The organism is Pseudomonas marginalis (assembly GCF_024169655.1).
Taxonomy (GTDB): domain Bacteria; phylum Pseudomonadota; class Gammaproteobacteria; order Pseudomonadales; family Pseudomonadaceae; genus Aquipseudomonas; species Aquipseudomonas paraveronii.
In genome coordinates this window covers 6,282,000-6,297,762 of sequence record NZ_JALJWV010000001.1, presented here as the reverse complement: position 1 = coordinate 6,297,762, position 15,763 = coordinate 6,282,000, and the positions used below count along the sequence as shown (strand labels likewise).

Sequence of the window (15,763 nt, the reverse complement as noted above, 5' to 3'; positions counted from 1 at the left end):
AAAAATGGGCGACCCCAAGGTCGCCCATTTTTTTACAACTCGATCCGTTCGACCTTGCCCACCAACAATATGTAGGAAAGCGCCCCGAGCAACGCCAGCACTGCGATATAGGTGATCGCCGGTGCGAACGAATCGCCGCTGGCCAGGAAGCCAATCACGATCGGCGTGGCAATCGCCGCCAGGTTGCCGATGAAGTTGAACACGCCGCCGGTCAAGCCGAGCAAGCGAGCGGGTGCCAAGGTCGACACCAGCGACCAGGTGATCGACGCCAGGCCATTGCCGAAGAACGCCACCGCCAGGAACGCAATCACCCAGGCCGTCGAATCCACGTAGTTGGCGCCAATGATCGCGGTGGAAATCAACAGCCCGCCAATGATCGGCAACTTGCGCGCAAAGCCCACCGACGCGCCACGGCGAATCAGCCAGTCGGAAAAAATCCCGGAGCACAGCACGCCGACAAACGCCGCGAGGAAGGGCAGGGAAGCGAGCAGGCCGGATTTGATGAAGTCCATCCCGCGATATTTCACCAGATAGGTCGGGAACCACGTCAGGAAGAACCACAGCGTGGAGTTCAGGCAGAACTGGCCCAGGTAGATGCCCCAGAGTTTGCGCTTGCTCAGCACAATGCCCAGGTCGACCCAACTGAACGGTGCCTTGGTGGTTTGTGCCTGCATGTCCACCAGCCCGCCGCCTGCACGGATCAGTTCGATTTCAGCGGCGTTGGCGCCTTTGAAGTCCTTCGGCTCGCGGTACACCGCGTACCAGATCAGCGCCCAGAGAATGCCGACGCCGCCGGTGGTGACAAACACCATGTGCCAGCCGTAGTGGTGCTGTAACCAGGCCAGCACCGGGGTGAGAAACGCCAGCCCGACGAACTGCCCGGAGGTGTAGAAGCCAATCGCCGTGGCGCGCTCACGCTCGGGGAACCACGTGGTAACCACACGGCTGTTGATCGGATAGGCCGGGGCTTCCAGGGCGCCCACCGCCATGCGCAGGACAAACAGCGCGATAAAGCTGGCCGCGAAGCCCAGCATCACGGTGGCGATGGACCACAGCAGCAGGGCCGCGGTGTAGAGGATGCGCGGCGGCACCCGGTCCACCAGCCAGCCGCCGGGGATTTGCATGGCGGCGTAGGTCCAGCCGAACGCCGAGAAAATCAGCCCGACATGCACCGGGTCGATGCCCAGGTCACTGGTCAGGGCCGGGGCCGCGATCGACAGGTTGCTGCGGTCGAGGTAGTTGATCACCACGGTGATAAACAGCAGCACCATGATGAAGTAGCGCTTTCTGCTAGGCGTGACTAAAGAAGCCTGCCCGGTGAGGGATTCAGGGTGCATGGGGTTGTCTCTTGTTATGTTTATTGAGGACGGACTTACTGACCAAACCAGCTCAAATGTGGGAGGGGGCTTGCCCCCGATAGCGGTGAACCAGCCGCCGAAGATGTCGACTGACACTCAGCTATCGGGGGCAAGCCCCCTCCCACATTTTTTGCCACATTTTTTCAGGCAGACATCACCACTCGGCAAAACTGCCGTCGGCGTGGCGCCAGATCGGGTTGCGCCAGCGATGGCCGATGGCCGCGCGTTCGATCACGTATTCCTCGTTGATCTCGATGCCCAGGCCCGGCCCGTTGGGGATCTTCACGAAGCCCTGGTCATAGTCGAACACGCCCGGGTCGCGCACGTAGTCGAGCAGGTCGTTGCTCTCGTTGTAGTGAATGCCCAGGCTTTGCTCCTGGATAAACGCGTTGTAGCAGACCGCGTCCAGCTGCAGGCAGGCGGCCAGCGCGATCGGGCCCAGCGGGCAGTGCAGCGCCAGGGCCACGTCGTAGGCTTCGGCCATGTTGGCGATCTTGCGGGTTTCGGTGATGCCGCCAGCGTGGGAAGCGTCCGGCTGGATGATGTCGACGTAACCTTCGCTGAGCACGCGCTTGAAGTCCCAGCGCGAGAACAGGCGCTCGCCCAGGGCAATCGGCGTGCTGGTCAGCGGTGCGAGTTCTTTCAAGGCTTCGTAGTTTTCGCTGAGCACCGGCTCTTCGATAAACATCAGCTTGTATGGGTCCAGCTCTTTCATCAGCACCTTGGCCATAGGCTTGTGTACGCGGCCATGGAAGTCGACGCCAATGCCCACGTTAGGGCCGACGGCATCGCGCACGGCGGCGACGTTGGCCAGGGCCAGGTCGACTTTTTCGAAGCTGTCGACGAACTGCAATTCTTCCGTGCCGTTCATTTTCACCGCAGTGAAACCACGGGCCACGGCCTCTTTGGCGGCGCGGGCGGTGTCGGCGGGGCGGTCGCCGCCGATCCACGAATACACGCGAATCTTGTCACGCACCTGGCCGCCCAGCAGGTCGCTGACCGACACGCCCAGGGCTTTGCCCTTGATGTCCCACAGCGCCTGGTCGATGCCGGCCAGCGCGCTCATGTGCACGGCGCCGCCGCGATAGAAACCGCCGCGATAGAGCACGGTCCAGATGTCTTCGATATTGCGTGGGTCTTTGCCGATCAGGTAGTCGGACAGTTCCTCAACCGCAGCCGCCACCGTGTGGGCGCGGCCTTCGACCACGGGTTCGCCCCAGCCGGTGACGCCCTGGTCGGTTTCCACTTTGAGGAAGCACCAGCGCGGTGGGACGATGAAGGTCGTCAGTTTGGTGATTTTCATCTTCTTATCTCTCTTGTCGATGCAGCGCCCAAGGCGCAAGGCTTGCGATCCGTTCAGGGGATCAGTTCAGGGCGTTCCAGGCCGCGACATACGCCTGGGCATTGCTCGCCACCTGGGCCACGGACATGCCCGGCTTGAACAACCCGGACCCCAGGCCGAAACCCCTGGCGCCGGCGTCGAAATACACCTGCATGTTGGCCGGACTCACGCCGCCGACCGGCAGCAACAACGTGCCCGCCGGCAACACCGCCAGCCACGCCTTGATCACCGCCGGGCCCATTTGCTCGGCGGGGAACAGCTTCAATACGTCGGCGCCTTCGGCCAGCGCGGCGAACGCCTCGGTCGGGGTGGCAACCCCCGGCGACAGGTACAGGCCGGCAGCTTTCGCGGCACGCAAGACCTTGGCATCGCTGTGGGGCATCACGATCACCTGGCCACCGGCGGCTTTGACCTGCTCGACCTGCGCCGGCGTCAACACCGTGCCGGCGCCGATCAGGCAATCGGCGGGCAGGCTGTCACGCAGGGTGCGGATGCTGGTGTAAGGGTCCGGCGAATTGAGCGGGACTTCGATCACGCGAAAACCGGCGCGGTAGAGCTCCTGGCCAATCGCCTCGGCTTCGTCCGGGCGCACACCGCGCAGGATCGCGATCAAACCGTTGTGCGTGAGTGCTTGCTTGAGCATGTCAGGCCTCCATTGCAGGTTGAATGAGCCCGGCGGCCTGGGCCAACTGCCAGAGGCCGCGTTCGCTGGCCTCTTGCGCCAGGCTGACGTGGGCGAAGCCGCAGAGGTCGAGGGCACGTTGGTAACGGGCACAGAGCGGCGCGGCGCCGACCAGGATGATCGGCTGGTGTTTGGCGGCGGCAGGCAAGCCGGCGAGTTCATGGCCGATCAGCAGGCCGGAGAGGTAGTCGGGCTGCTGGTCGGGGGCGAGTTTGCCGGTCAAGCCCAGGGTGCGTGCGCTGAACAGCGTCGACAGCACGCCGCGTTCGCCGTCTACCGACAGCGCCACCTGCACGCCAAGGTCGAAGGCTGCCGCCTGGAAGTGTTCGGCGGGTTGTTGGGTGCGCCCGAGCAGGCTGTGCTTGCTCAACACCGCGAACAGCTCACCGGTCATGAAGGTGTCGAAATGGGTGATACGGCCGTCGACCACCTCGACCCATTTGGAATGGCTGCCGGGCAGGCCGATCAAGACCTCGGCCGCGAGGCCTTGCAGCACGCCGAGCACCTGGGTTTCTTCGCCGCGCATCACGTTGGGCAAACCGACCTGCTCGATCACGCCGGGCACGATATGCACATCGACGCCGCGCACACTGCGCACGCGGTGCAACGCTTGGCCGAGGCTGGCGACGTCGACCGGGGTGTTGCGGTAGGCCGCTTCGCTCCAGCCCTGAGCGCTGCCGACCATGCCGCAGGCGATCACCGGCAAGCCCGGTTGCGCGTCGAGCCAATCGCCACAGGCTGCGTCGAACGCCAACTCGAAGCCATCGCTGCAACGAACGCCGGCAATCTCCCGGGGTTGGCTGGGCAGGTGCATGATCCCCGACGCCAGCGCACGCTGTTCCAGCACCACGCCTGCGGGGCCGAGTTTATAAGCACGAAGGGAACTGGTTCCCCAATCGAGCGCGATCAATTGCGCCGGCATCGCTTCACCTGAAATGAGTGGGTGCTGAAAAAAGCAGATGGGCGAATATAAACCTATGCTCGGCGATATCTCAATATATAAATATCAATCCCATATATTGGAATGAATCGAGATGAATCCTACAACCATTCCGCCTTTTACTGCGGGAACGGCCAGGCTTTATCTGATAAGAGAGGTTAAAAAACCGACAGATTCAGTTCGCGCATCGCACCCATCCAGATCGCGTACTCGGTGTGGTCCTTCAGGTCATCGCCAGTGTCGGGGTGCAGAAACACCACCAGGCCCTTGCGATGCAACGCCAACCAGGGCAGCACCACACCAATGTATTCGGGGTCGAATGCCAGCTGGCAGCTCCAGTCCGGGTGCGGGCCAACGGGGCGCTCATGCACGCGGCCCATGCGCAGCGGAAAGAGTGCCGCCGCGTCTTCGCACAAGGTGCGTGCCTGGTCGATGGTGTGGGCATTGAAGTAGATGTGGGCGGATAGCCCTTGATACGTTGCATGACAAGATCCGGAACCGCTGTGCGACAAATCCTAGACGGCAATCGACGGCAGGGCCAGCCCGGTCAGCGACTGTGCACTGCGCGCCTGCTCCGTCATCAGCCAGTCGACAAACCGCTCGACCAACTGCCCCCGGCGTTTGCGCTGCGGCTGCACCACGTAGTAGCCCAAGCGTGAGATCACCGTGTCGCTGATCGGTCGGCACAGCCACTTCTGTTCCAGCAGGTTGTCCACCAGGTGGCGCCAGCCGATGGCCACGCCCTGGCCAGCAATCGCGGCCTGGATCAGCAGGGTGTAGTTATCGAAGCGCAGTTGGCCGGGGGTCGGCGCGCTGGTAATGCCCAGTTCGCGGAACACGCCGCTCCAGTCGAACCACTGGCTGTTGTGTTCCTGGCGCAGATGCAGCAACGGGCAGTCGGGCAAGGTCTGCACGGTCAACGGCGTGGCCTGGTCCTTGAGCCACTGCGGGCTGCACACCGGGAACACTTCTTCATTGAACAGCCACAGGCTGTCGCCCTGCTTGAAACGGCCGTCACCAAACAGCACCGCCACGTCGATATCGCTGCGCAAGGTGGCGTGATTACGTTCGCTGGTCACCAGGCTGACGTCGACCTGGGGGTTGGCCGCACGGAAGCGATGCAGGCGCGGCATCAGCCAATAGGCGGCGAAGGCGAAGTCGGTGGCCACTTGCAGCACTTCGTGCTGGTCCTGCTGGGTGATCGCGCTCAGGCCTTGGTTGATGGTCTGCAAGCCGCCCTGGACATGTTCGAACAGCAAGGCGCCGGCATCGGTCAGCTCGATGCCACGGTAGATGCGATCAAACAGGCGGATCGCCAATTGCTCTTCGAGGCGCTTGATCTGCTGGCTGATGGCCGGCTGGGTGGTGCCCAACTCCATCGCCGCCGCAGTAAAGCTGCGGTGGCGCGCCGCCGCTTCGAAGGCGCGGAGCAAATCGAGGGATACATCGCCGAGGGCTTCATACATAAGCTGTGCTTATCCTAGACATTGCCTTTCATGGGCTTTACCCCATTTTCCATGGGCTGCATGCTCATTCGCATAAACACCGCCTATGGAATGCCGAAGACTCATGAAGCGCAAGAACATTCTTTTCATCATGGCCGATCAAATGGCCGCGCCGATGCTTCCGTTCTACGGACCTTCCCCGATCAAGTTGCCAAACCTGAGCCGTCTCGCCAAACAAGGCGTGGTGTTCGACGCCGCCTACTGCAACAGCCCGCTGTGCGCACCGTCGCGCTTTACCCTGGTCAGCGGCCAGTTGCCGAGCAAGATCGGCGCCTACGACAACGCGGCGGATTTCCCCGCCGATGTGCCGACGTATGCCCACTACCTGCGTCGCCTCGGCTACCGCACCGCGCTGTCGGGCAAGATGCACTTCTGCGGGCCGGACCAATTGCACGGTTACGAAGAGCGCCTGACCAGCGACATCTACCCCGCCGACTATGGCTGGGCGGTGAACTGGGATGAACCGGACGTGCGCCCCACCTGGTACCACAACATGTCCTCGGTGCTGCAAGCCGGGCCGTGCGTGCGCACCAACCAGCTGGATTTCGACGAAGAGGTGGTGTTCAAGGCCCAGCAGTACCTGTTCGACCATATTCGCGAGGACGGCGACCAGCCGTTCTGCCTGACCGTGTCGATGACCCACCCCCACGACCCGTACACCATTCCCAAACCGTTCTGGGATCTGTACGACGACAGCGATATCCCGTTGCCCACAACCCCGGCCCAGGGCGACCTCGACCCGCACTCCCAGCGCCTGCTCAAGGTCTACGACCTGTGGGACAAGCCGCTGCCGCTGGAGAAGATCCGCGATGCGCGCCGCGCCTACTTCGGCGCGTGCAGTTACATCGACAGCAATGTCGGCAAGCTGCTGCAGACCCTGGAAGACACCGGCCTGGCCGATGACACCATCATCATCTTCTCCGGCGACCACGGCGACATGCTCGGCGAGCGCGGCCTCTGGTACAAAATGCACTGGTTCGAAATGGCCGCCCGCGTGCCGCTGCTGGTCAGCGCGCCCGGGCAGTTCGCGGCGCGCCGTGTGACCCAGGCGGTCTCCACCGCCGACCTGTTGCCAACCCTGGTGGAACTGGCCGGCGGCGCACTCGAACCGCACTTGCCCCTGGACGGCCGCTCGCTGGTCCCGCACTTGCACGGCCAGGGCGGGCACGACGAAGTGTTCGGCGAATACATGGCCGAAGGCACTGTCAGCCCGCTGATGATGATTCGCCGTGGCGCCTACAAATTCATCTACAGCGAAGACGATCCCTGCCTACTGTTCGATGTACACAATGACCCACGGGAACAGGAAGAACTCAGCCAGTCGCCGCAACACCGGGCGCTGTTTGCAGCCTTTCTGACTGAGGCACGGGCCAAATGGGACATCCCGGCGATCCACCAACAAGTGCTCGCCAGCCAACGCCGTCGGCGCCTGGTGTTTGAGGCACTGACCCAAGGCAAGCTGAAGAGCTGGGATCACCAGCCACTGGTGGACGCCAGTCAGCAATACATGCGCAACCATATCGACCTCGACGACCTGGAGCGCAAGGCACGTTATCCACAACCCTGCCAACACCCATAAAACAGAGGGAAGGCCATGCAAAAGTTGACTGTGGTGCTGGGCGTAGCGGGCATGGTGGCGTTGAGCAGCGCCGCCGTGTACGCGGACGCCCGTTGTGAGACGGTGAAGATGGCCGATCCAGGCTGGAGCGATATCGCCGCCACCAATGCCGTCGCCGGTTTTCTGCTGACGGGCATGGGCTACAAGGCCAAGGTCGACACCCTGGCGGTGCCGATCACCTTCGGCGGGCTCAAGGACGGCCAGGTGGATGTGTTCCTGGGTAACTGGATGCCGGCGCAGCAAGGTTTCTACGACAAGTTCGTGGCCAACGGCGATGTGGTGCAGTTGGCGAAAAACCTCGACGGCACCGAATTCACCCTCGCCGTGCCGGACTATGTGTGGGACGCCGGGGTGCATGACTTTACTGATCTGAGTAAATTCGCCGACCAGTTCGACAAGAAGATCTACGGCATCGGCTCCGGCGCGCCGGCGAATATTTCGTTGCAGGAAATCATCAAGAAGAACGATTTCGACCTGGGCCAATGGAAGCTGATCGAGTCCAGCGAACAGGCGATGCTTGCCGAAGTCTCACGGGCAGTGAAGAAACAGCGCTTCATCACCTTCCTCGGCTGGACCCCGCACCCGATGAACGTGCAGTTGAAAATGCATTACCTCAAGGGCGGCGAGAAGTACTTCGGCGACACCGGCAGCGTGTATACCTTGACGCGCAAGGGTTATGCACAGGCCTGTCCGAACGTAGGAAAACTGCTGACCAACCTGAGTTTCACCCAGGCGATGGAGAACAGCATCATGGCTGAGGTGGCCAACAATAAGGTCAGCAATGCGGACGCGGCGAAGGCGTGGATCAAGGCCAACCCGGCAGTGCTGGACAAGTGGCTCGACGGCGTAAAAACCGTGGACGGCCAGGATGCGTTGGCGGCCGTAAAAGCCAAGCTCTAAAGCCCACCACTATCCAAATGTGGGAGGGGGCTTGCCCCCGATAGCGGCGGATCAGTCACTACATCATTGACTGTCAGTCCGCGATCGGGGGCAAGCCCCCTCCCACAAAAGCCGGCGTGTACTGATACCCTGAGCCAAACCTTTCTATCCGAGTTTGCGATGCACCGGCCCAACCGCCACACACTCTTTCCCTTCCTCAGTTGGCTGCCGCGCCAAACCCGCGCCAGCGTCGGTCGGGATGCAATCGTCGGCCTCAGCGGCGCGGTTCTGGCCTTACCGCAGTCGATTGCCTACGCGCTCATCGCCGGTCTCCCACCGGAATACGGCCTGTACGCCGCGATCATCCCGGTGCTGATCGCGTGTCTTTGGGGTTCGTCCTGGCACCTGATCTGCGGCCCCACAGCGGCGATTTCCATCGTGCTCTACGCCAGCATCAGCCCGCTGGCCGTGCCGGGCTCACAGGACTACATCACCTTGATCCTGCTGCTGACCTTCCTCGCCGGGGTGTTCCAGTGGTTGCTCGGCCTGCTGCGCTTCGGCGCGTTGGTGAACTTTATCTCCCATTCGGTCGTGCTGGGGTTCACCCTCGGCGCCGCCGTGGTGATTGCCCTCGGCCAACTGCCCAACCTGCTGGGCCTGGATTTACCGAGCCAGGCCACAGCGATCAACAGCTTGCTGGAACTGATCCACCATGGCGCCGAGTGGGACCACGCCTCACTCCTGCTCGGGCTGGGCACCTTGCTGGTGGGCGCACTGCTCAAATACCTGCTGCCGCGCTGGCCGACGCTGTTGATCACGCTCGCGCTGGGCAGCCTGGCCGCCTGGCTGTGGCCGGCGATGTTCGGGCATGTGGCACTGGTCAGCGCATTTATCGGCAAGCTGCCGCCATTCAGCCCGTTGCCGCTGGACCTGGACATGGTCTTGCGCCTACTGCCCAGCGCCGTGGCGGTGGGCATGCTCGGGTTGGTGACCAGCCTGTCGATTGCCCGCTCGCTGGCGGCGCGCTCGCAGCAATTGCTCGACGCCAACCAGGAAGTTCGAGCGCAGGGTTTATCCAACATCGTCGGCGGATTTTTCTCCGGCTACCTGTCGGCCGGTTCCTTTACGCGCTCCGGCCTCAGCTATGAAGCGGGCGCCTGTTCACCGTTGGCGGGGGTATTTTCCGCCCTGTGGGTGGCGTTGTTCGCACTGTTTGGCGCGGCGCTGATCGCCCACATACCGATCCCGAGCATGGCCGCGAGCATCCTGCTGATCAGTTGGGGCCTGGTGGACCATCGGGGCATTCGCGCATTGTTCCGGGTCAGTCGCGCCGAGTTTGTGGTGATGAGCCTGACCTGCATCGCCACCTTGCTGCTGGAGCTGCAAACCGCGATTTACGCCGGGGTGCTGGCCTCGCTGTTTTTCTACCTCAAGCGCACCTCGCAGCCGCGGGTTCAGCAATGGCGCGACGGCGAGGAAGAGGTGCTGCGGGTCGGTGGCTCGATCTTTTTTGGCGCCAGCCATTACCTGCAAGTGCGCCTGCAAAGCCTGCAGTGTGAGCGGGTGGTGATCGAGGCGCAGCAGATCAACTTTATCGACTATTCCGGGGTGGAGATGCTGCACCAGGAAGCGCGGCGATTAAGGGCAATGGGCCGTAGCCTGACATTGCGCCGGGCCAGGCCGCAGGTCGTCGATGAATTGAAAAAGCTGGAAGGCGCCGACAACTGCCCCATCCATTTCGAAGACTGAATACGATCAAAACTGTGGGAGGGCTTGCCCCCTCCCACCTTTCGAGTTGCGTCAAGCCAATTGCCGCCGCAGTTCGGCCAACACCGGCGCCGAATCCGGGCGCACGCCACGCCACAGGAAGAACGCTTCCGCCGCCTGCTCCACCAGCATGCCCAGGCCATCCATTGCCACCGCCGCACCGTGTTCCGTGGCCCAGCGGCAGAACGCGGTCGGTTCCTTGGCGTACATCATGTCGTAGCAAAACGTCTTGCCCGGCGCGATCAGGCTGCCCGCAATCGGCGGTACATCGCCCGACAGGCTGGCGGAGGTGGCATTGATGATGACGTCCACCGGCTCACACAGCCAGTCGAAACCACTGGCAGACACCGGGCCCAAATCGTCGAACAACTCGGCGAGCATTTCGGCCTTTTCCACGGTGCGGTTGGCGATGATCAGCGACGCCGGCCGCTCGGCCAGCAACGGCTCCAACGCCCCGCGCACCGCGCCACCGGCGCCGAGCAACAGGATGCGTTGACCTTGCAGGCTGAGCCCGGCATTCACCGTCAGGTCGCGCACCAGGCCGGCGCCGTCGGTGTTATCACCCAGCAGGCGGCCATCGGCCAGCTTGCTCAGGGTGTTCACCGCCCCGGCGCGCTCGGCGCGTGCGGTGAGGGTGTCGGCCAGGCGATAGGCGTCTTCCTTGAACGGTACCGTGACGTTGGCGCCACTGCCTTGCTGAAAAAACTCACGGGCAAACCCGATGAAGTCCTCCAGCGGCGCCAGCAGAGCGCTGTAGTCCAGTTGCTCGCCGGTCTGTTCGGCAAACATGCGGTGAATCAACGGCGACTTGCTGTGGCCGATGGGGTTGCCGAACACGACATAGCGGTCCATCAGACAGCCGCCTTGGGCGCAGCCACGCCGAGCCAGTCGCGGTCTTGCAGGAAGTAGTCGGTGAGGCGCGCTTCTTCGCTGCCGGCCTCGGCTTTCCAGTCGTAGCTCCAGCGCACCTGGGGCGGCAGCGACATCAGGATCGACTCGGTACGCCCGCCCGATTGCAGGCCGAACAAGGTGCCACGGTCGTAGACCAGGTTGAACTCAACGTAACGACCACGGCGGAATTCCTGGAACTCGCGCTGCTGTTCGGTATAGGCCTGCGCCTTACGGCGCTGCACGATCGGCAGGTAGGCGTCGATGTACGCATCGCCGATGGCACGGATGAAGGCGAAGCAGGTGTCGAAGTCCCATTCGTTCAAGTCATCGAAGAACAGCCCGCCGATACCGCGCGGTTCGTTGCGATGCTTGATGTGGAAGTAGGTGTCGCACCAGGCCTTGTAGCGCGCATAAACGTCGGCACCGAACGGCGCGCAGGCCTGCTCGGCCACGCGGTGCCAGTGGATGCAGTCGTCTTCGTTGGCGTAGTAGGGCGTGAGGTCGAAGCCACCGCCGAACCACCACACCGGCTCTTCACCTTCCTTTTCAGCGATGAAAAAGCGCACGTTGGCGTGGGAAGTCGGTACATGCGGGTTGTGCGGGTGAATCACCAGCGACACCCCCAGGGCTTCAAACCCGCGCCCGGCCAATTCAGGGCGATGTGCGCTGGCGGACGGTGGCAGGCCGCTGCCAAACACGTGGGAAAAGTTGACGCCGCCTTTTTCGATCACCGCCCCGTTTTCGATCACACGGGTGCGACCGCCGCCGCCGGCAGGCCGGGTCCAGGCGTCTTCGATAAAGCGAGTGTCCGTCTCGAAGGTTTCCAGGGCGCTGCAAATACGGTCTTGCAGATCAAGCAGATAGGCTTTAACAGCCTCGGTGCGGGTAGTCATGGCATCACCTTGAATCGGGCAAAGCTACGCGAGGCCATTGGGCGTCGGCGGCAAATGGGCGCACAGGATACCACCGCACTCAGGTCCGTCGCAGTTGACGAAGATCAAGCTAAGGAGTCCGATAGGGGGCTACCCGAATTCGAACCCAGGAGAAGTGCAGATGGCCAAACGTATCCAGTTCAGCGCCCATGGCGGCCCCGAGGTGCTTGAGTATGTGGACTACACGCCAGCAGAGCCTGGCCCACAGCAGGTCCGGGTGCGCAACGCGGCCATTGGCCTGAACTTCATCGATACCTACTTCCGCAGCGGCTTGTACGCGCCGCCGGCCTTGCCATCGGGCCTGGGCGCGGAAGGCGCGGGTGTGGTCGACGCCGTGGGCAGCGAGGTCACGCAATTCAAGGTCGGCGACCGCGTGGCCTACGGCAGTGGCCCGTTGGGTGCCTACAGCGAACTGCACGTATTGCCTGCCGCGAACCTGGTTCACCTGCCGGACGACATCAGCTTCGAACAAGCCGCCGGCGCGATGCTCAAGGGCCTGACCACGCAATACCTGCTGCGCCAGACCTACGAGCTGAAGGGCGGCGAAACCATTTTGTTCCACGCCGCAGCCGGTGGCGTGGGCTCCCTGGCCTGCCAGTGGGCCAAGGCCCTGGGCGTGAAGCTGATCGGCACGGTCAGCTCGCCGGAAAAAGCCGCGGTGGCCAAATCCCTCGGCGCCTGGGCAACCATCGACTACAGCAAGGAAAACGTCGCACAGCGCGTGCTGGAATTGACCGACGGCAAGAAATGCCCGGTGGTGTACGACGGCGTCGGCAAGGACACCTGGCTGACCTCGCTGGACTGCGCGGCGCCACGCGGCTTGGTGGTGAGTTTCGGCAACGCCTCGGGCGCGGTGGACGGGGTGAACCTGGGGATTCTGGCGGCCAAGGGCTCGCTGTATGTCACCCGGCCGACCCTGGCGACCTACGCCAGCAACCCCAAGGACTTGCAGGCCATGGCCGATGATCTGTTCTCGATGATCAAGAGCGGCAAGGTGCGCATCGATATCAATCAGCGCTTCTCGCTGAAGGACGCGGCCAAGGCACAGACCGAGTTGTCGGGGCGGCGCACGACGGGGTCGACCATTCTGTTGCCGTAAGGCTTTGGATTTCTGGCGTGGTTAAGGGCGCCATCGCGGGCAAGCCCACTCCCACATTCGACCGAGTTGTCTGTGGGAGGGGGCTTGCCCGCGATGGCCACGACCCGGTCTCACGACGGCCGCAACACCTCACCCGTCACCAGGTCGCGAATCAGGCTTGGGTTCTTGCGCCCACCGAGGGCGCCACCCAACACCAGATCGACCTGGCCACGGAAGTACTGCTCGACGCGAATCCGCGTGCGGGCGGCCGGGCGGCCCTGGGGGTTGGCCGAGGTGGAAATCAACGGCCCGACCAATGAGCACAAGTCGCGCACCAGCGGATGGTCGCTGACCCGCAGCGCCACGGTGTCATGCACCCCTGTGACCCATTCCGGCAACAGGTTCTGATGAGGCACCAGCCAGGTATTCGGCCCCGGCCAGGTGCTGGCCATGCGGTCGATCCAGTCTTGCGGGAAGTCTTCGAAGAGAAAATCGAACTGGCGGATATTATCCGCGACCAGGATCAGGCCCTTATCCACCGAGCGGTTCTTGATCGCCAGCAGCCGGTCCACCGCCGCTTCGTTCCACGGGTCACAGCCCAGGCCCCAGACCGCCTCGGTTGGATAGGCAATCACCGCGCCTGCGCGAATTTCTCGTGCGGCTTCCAGCACACGCCACCTGTTGACCATTACTCACTCTCCGGACTAAAGCTCTGCGCAGTTTACCGATCTTCGTTACAAAACCTAGCAGCGCGCGAGCCAGCGCCCGCTTTCGCAGACCACCTGGCCTTCCAGCTCCAACTCGGTGAGTGTCGCCAGCACCTGGGACAACGGCCGCCCGCTGGCAATCGCCAAGGCTTCGCTGGTGTGCGGCGCAGCGTGCAGCAGTGCGACCAGCGGATGGGTCACCGGCAGAGGCACCGGACGCGACAGCGCCTGCCACCCGCGCAAGCCTTCAAGAATGTGCTCGATGGTTTCCACCAACACCGCGCCATCGCGAATGAGCTGATGACACCCCTTGGCCCCTGGATGATGGATCGAGCCCGGAATCGCATACACCTCGCGCCCTTGCTCGGCCGCAAGCCGCGCGGTGATCAGCGAACCGCTGGCCATGCCGGCTTCCACCACCAACACGCCGAGCGACAGACCACTGATGATGCGGTTGCGCCGAGGGAAATTGCCGGCCTGGGGCGCGGCGTCCAGCGGAAACTCGGAAACCACCGCGCTGCCCTGGGCAATCATCGCTGCCGCGAGGCGTCGGTGGCGCTGTGGATAAAACTTTTCCAGGCCGGTGCCGAGTACGCCGATTGTCTGCCCGCCGACCTCCAAAGCCGCTTGATGCGCCGCGCCGTCAATGCCCAGGGCCAGGCCGCTGGTGATGACAAAACCGGCGCTCGCCAGGCTGCGGGAGAAGGCGGCGGCGGTGTCCATGCCGGGGCGCGATGCGCGGCGGCTACCAACCATCGCCAACTGGGGTTTTTCCAGGATCGAAGGGTCGCCGGCAACGAATAACAACGGCGGTGCATCATCGATCTGGGCCAGCAGTGCGGGGTACTCAGGCTGGTCCCACATCAATAAATGCTGGCCCGGACGCGCCAGCCAGGCCAGCGCGGCACCCGCACCCTCGCGGACTTCATGGCTGCGCCGGGCCTCGGCACTGATGGCGGGCAACCCCAGCGAGCGCCAGGCGCTGGCCGGCGCACTGAGGGCCTTCGAGGCGCAGCCGAACGCGTCGATCAACAGGCGAAAACGCTTCGGACCCAGATCGGGCAGCCTGTGCAAACGTAGCCGGGCTTCCAGTTCTGCCGGGGAAATTTCACTGTTGTTTATCGGATACATCTGATCATCCTTGACCGGAACAAGCTGTGGATAACTCTGTTGGTAACTTATTTAGCAACCTATTTATTGCGTTTGACGGGCAGTCTCGAAACGGTCCATCACCGCCAGTGGCCGCGAGGCACTGAGGACCAGGCCGTAACTGAGCTTTTCATAGGTGCGAAACACCAGCAGCGTGCCGCCGCGCTCATCGGCCAGTTTCACCGGGGCGCCGCTGAGGACGTCGCGTACCGTGGCGCCGGTCTTGATCACGTTCAGCCGTTGGCCTTCGACCAGGCCGTCGCGGCGGCCTTTATTCAGGGTCACGGCATCCAGCACGCCGATCTGCGTAACACCCTTGGGTACGTCGATGATCTGCCCTTCAATAAACGGCACCGCCTGCTGGCCCTCCAGGCTGGCCAGCGCAACGGGCGGCTCGGAATGGAGTAAACGGTCGCCGGGGCGCACTTCCTGGGTGACGCGTTGCACGGCAAGGGTGGTCAGATCGCCGGCCATCACCCAGCGCGCGGTGCCGATGTCGTCGGCGTTGATCCCCAGTAACTCCTGGGTTTGGGGGTCGGTGTAGACCTTGCCTCGGCGGAAGATCCCGTAACTCGGTTGGGCCGGGTCCAGGACGCCGCGGGCATGCACGCGCTCGCCATTGGCCCCCAGCACACGCCCGGCTTCTGCCGCGACAACGTAGGGCGCGTTATCGAGATCGAGGGGAGAATCGAGGATGCGATTGTGTAACAAAAATTGCTGGATGGCCTGTTGCGTCGGTTGATCCAGGCGCAGGCCAGGCGATGGAAGCAGGGCCAGGGCGAACGGCGCCCAGAGCAGCAAGACGAGTAGCGATTTCCTCATGGGGTCAATCTCCTTTATTATGTACGTTCGCGTGAAACGCCATAGCCTTCGCGGCTTCCGAGCGTTCCACACCGGCCGTGCGGGTCCATCCCT

The 15,763-nt window shown here is 63.1% G+C and carries 14 protein-coding genes and 1 pseudogene; 4 read left to right on the top strand and 11 right to left on the bottom strand.

All coding sequences use genetic code 11. The annotated features are described in order from the left end of the window. Positions 1–32: 32 nt before the first annotated feature. The 6 genes and pseudogenes from J2Y83_RS29140 to J2Y83_RS29115 form a co-directional block, all read right to left on the bottom strand. Positions 33–1,337: an MFS transporter gene (locus J2Y83_RS29140; RefSeq protein ID WP_253400257.1), complete on the bottom strand. Its 1,305-nt coding sequence runs from the start codon at positions 1,335–1,337 to the stop codon at positions 33–35. 175 nt (positions 1,338–1,512) lie between these two features. Continuing rightward, the gene (gene dgoD / locus J2Y83_RS29135) at positions 1,513–2,661 is read right to left on the bottom strand and encodes a galactonate dehydratase (protein WP_003170741.1); all 1,149 of its coding nucleotides are present in this window, start codon (positions 2,659–2,661) and stop codon (positions 1,513–1,515) included. A gap of 61 nt (positions 2,662–2,722) precedes the next feature. Beyond that, a complete protein-coding gene (locus J2Y83_RS29130) occupies positions 2,723–3,343 on the bottom strand; it encodes a 2-dehydro-3-deoxy-6-phosphogalactonate aldolase (RefSeq protein WP_253400256.1) in 621 nt (206 codons plus the stop codon). A 1-nt stretch (position 3,344) separates the two neighbouring features. After that, the gene (locus J2Y83_RS29125) at positions 3,345–4,304 is read right to left on the bottom strand and encodes a 2-dehydro-3-deoxygalactonokinase (RefSeq protein ID WP_253400255.1); all 960 of its coding nucleotides are present in this window, start codon (positions 4,302–4,304) and stop codon (positions 3,345–3,347) included. 176 nt (positions 4,305–4,480) lie between these two features. Continuing rightward, positions 4,481–4,806 (bottom strand): annotated as a pseudogene (locus tag J2Y83_RS29120) (DOPA 4,5-dioxygenase family protein). Positions 4,807–4,837: 31 nt separating this feature from the next. Then, positions 4,838–5,788 (bottom strand): choline sulfate utilization transcriptional regulator, encoded by a 951-nt coding sequence (locus J2Y83_RS29115; protein ID WP_253400254.1) that lies wholly within the window; start codon positions 5,786–5,788, stop codon positions 4,838–4,840. A 103-nt stretch (positions 5,789–5,891) separates the two neighbouring features. Between J2Y83_RS29115 and betC the strand changes: the two genes are divergently transcribed. The 3 genes from betC (at position 5,892) to J2Y83_RS29100 (ending at position 10,073) form a co-directional block, all read left to right on the top strand. Then, positions 5,892–7,406, top strand: coding sequence for a choline-sulfatase (gene betC, locus J2Y83_RS29110; protein ID WP_253400253.1), 1,515 nt, complete (start codon positions 5,892–5,894; stop codon positions 7,404–7,406). 15 nt (positions 7,407–7,421) lie between these two features. After that, positions 7,422–8,345 (top strand): choline ABC transporter substrate-binding protein, encoded by a 924-nt coding sequence (gene choX / locus J2Y83_RS29105; RefSeq protein WP_253400252.1) that lies wholly within the window; start codon positions 7,422–7,424, stop codon positions 8,343–8,345. 159 nt (positions 8,346–8,504) lie between these two features. Continuing rightward, on the top strand, positions 8,505–10,073 hold the full coding sequence (locus tag J2Y83_RS29100; RefSeq protein ID WP_253400251.1) for a SulP family inorganic anion transporter: 1,569 nt from the start codon (positions 8,505–8,507) through the stop codon (positions 10,071–10,073). A gap of 51 nt (positions 10,074–10,124) precedes the next feature. On the opposite strand, the gene aroE is transcribed toward J2Y83_RS29100, so the two are convergent. Further along, complete coding sequence (gene aroE / locus J2Y83_RS29095) at positions 10,125–10,943, bottom strand: shikimate dehydrogenase (RefSeq protein ID WP_253400250.1); 819 nt, start codon at positions 10,941–10,943, stop codon at positions 10,125–10,127. Then, a complete protein-coding gene (gene hemF, locus J2Y83_RS29090; protein WP_253400249.1) occupies positions 10,943–11,875 on the bottom strand; it encodes an oxygen-dependent coproporphyrinogen oxidase in 933 nt (310 codons plus the stop codon). The genes aroE and hemF overlap by 1 nt, the downstream gene beginning before the upstream one ends. A gap of 160 nt (positions 11,876–12,035) precedes the next feature. Between hemF and J2Y83_RS29085 the strand changes: the two genes are divergently transcribed. Then, positions 12,036–13,013 (top strand): NADPH:quinone reductase, encoded by a 978-nt coding sequence (locus J2Y83_RS29085; RefSeq protein ID WP_253400248.1) that lies wholly within the window; start codon positions 12,036–12,038, stop codon positions 13,011–13,013. Positions 13,014–13,123: 110 nt separating this feature from the next. Here the strand turns inward: J2Y83_RS29085 and J2Y83_RS29080 are convergent, their stop codons facing one another. From J2Y83_RS29080 to J2Y83_RS29070, 3 genes are all read right to left on the bottom strand, one after another. Next, entirely contained in the window at positions 13,124–13,681 is a 558-nt protein-coding gene (locus J2Y83_RS29080; protein ID WP_247407795.1) for an L-threonylcarbamoyladenylate synthase, read from the bottom strand. Between the two features lie 54 nt (positions 13,682–13,735). Next, the gene (gene dprA, locus J2Y83_RS29075; RefSeq protein WP_253400247.1) at positions 13,736–14,830 is read right to left on the bottom strand and encodes a DNA-processing protein DprA; all 1,095 of its coding nucleotides are present in this window, start codon (positions 14,828–14,830) and stop codon (positions 13,736–13,738) included. A gap of 63 nt (positions 14,831–14,893) precedes the next feature. Beyond that, positions 14,894–15,670, bottom strand: a complete 777-nt coding sequence (locus tag J2Y83_RS29070) for a peptidoglycan-binding protein (RefSeq protein WP_253400246.1) — start codon at positions 15,668–15,670, stop codon at positions 14,894–14,896. Positions 15,671–15,763: the final 93 nt, after the last annotated feature.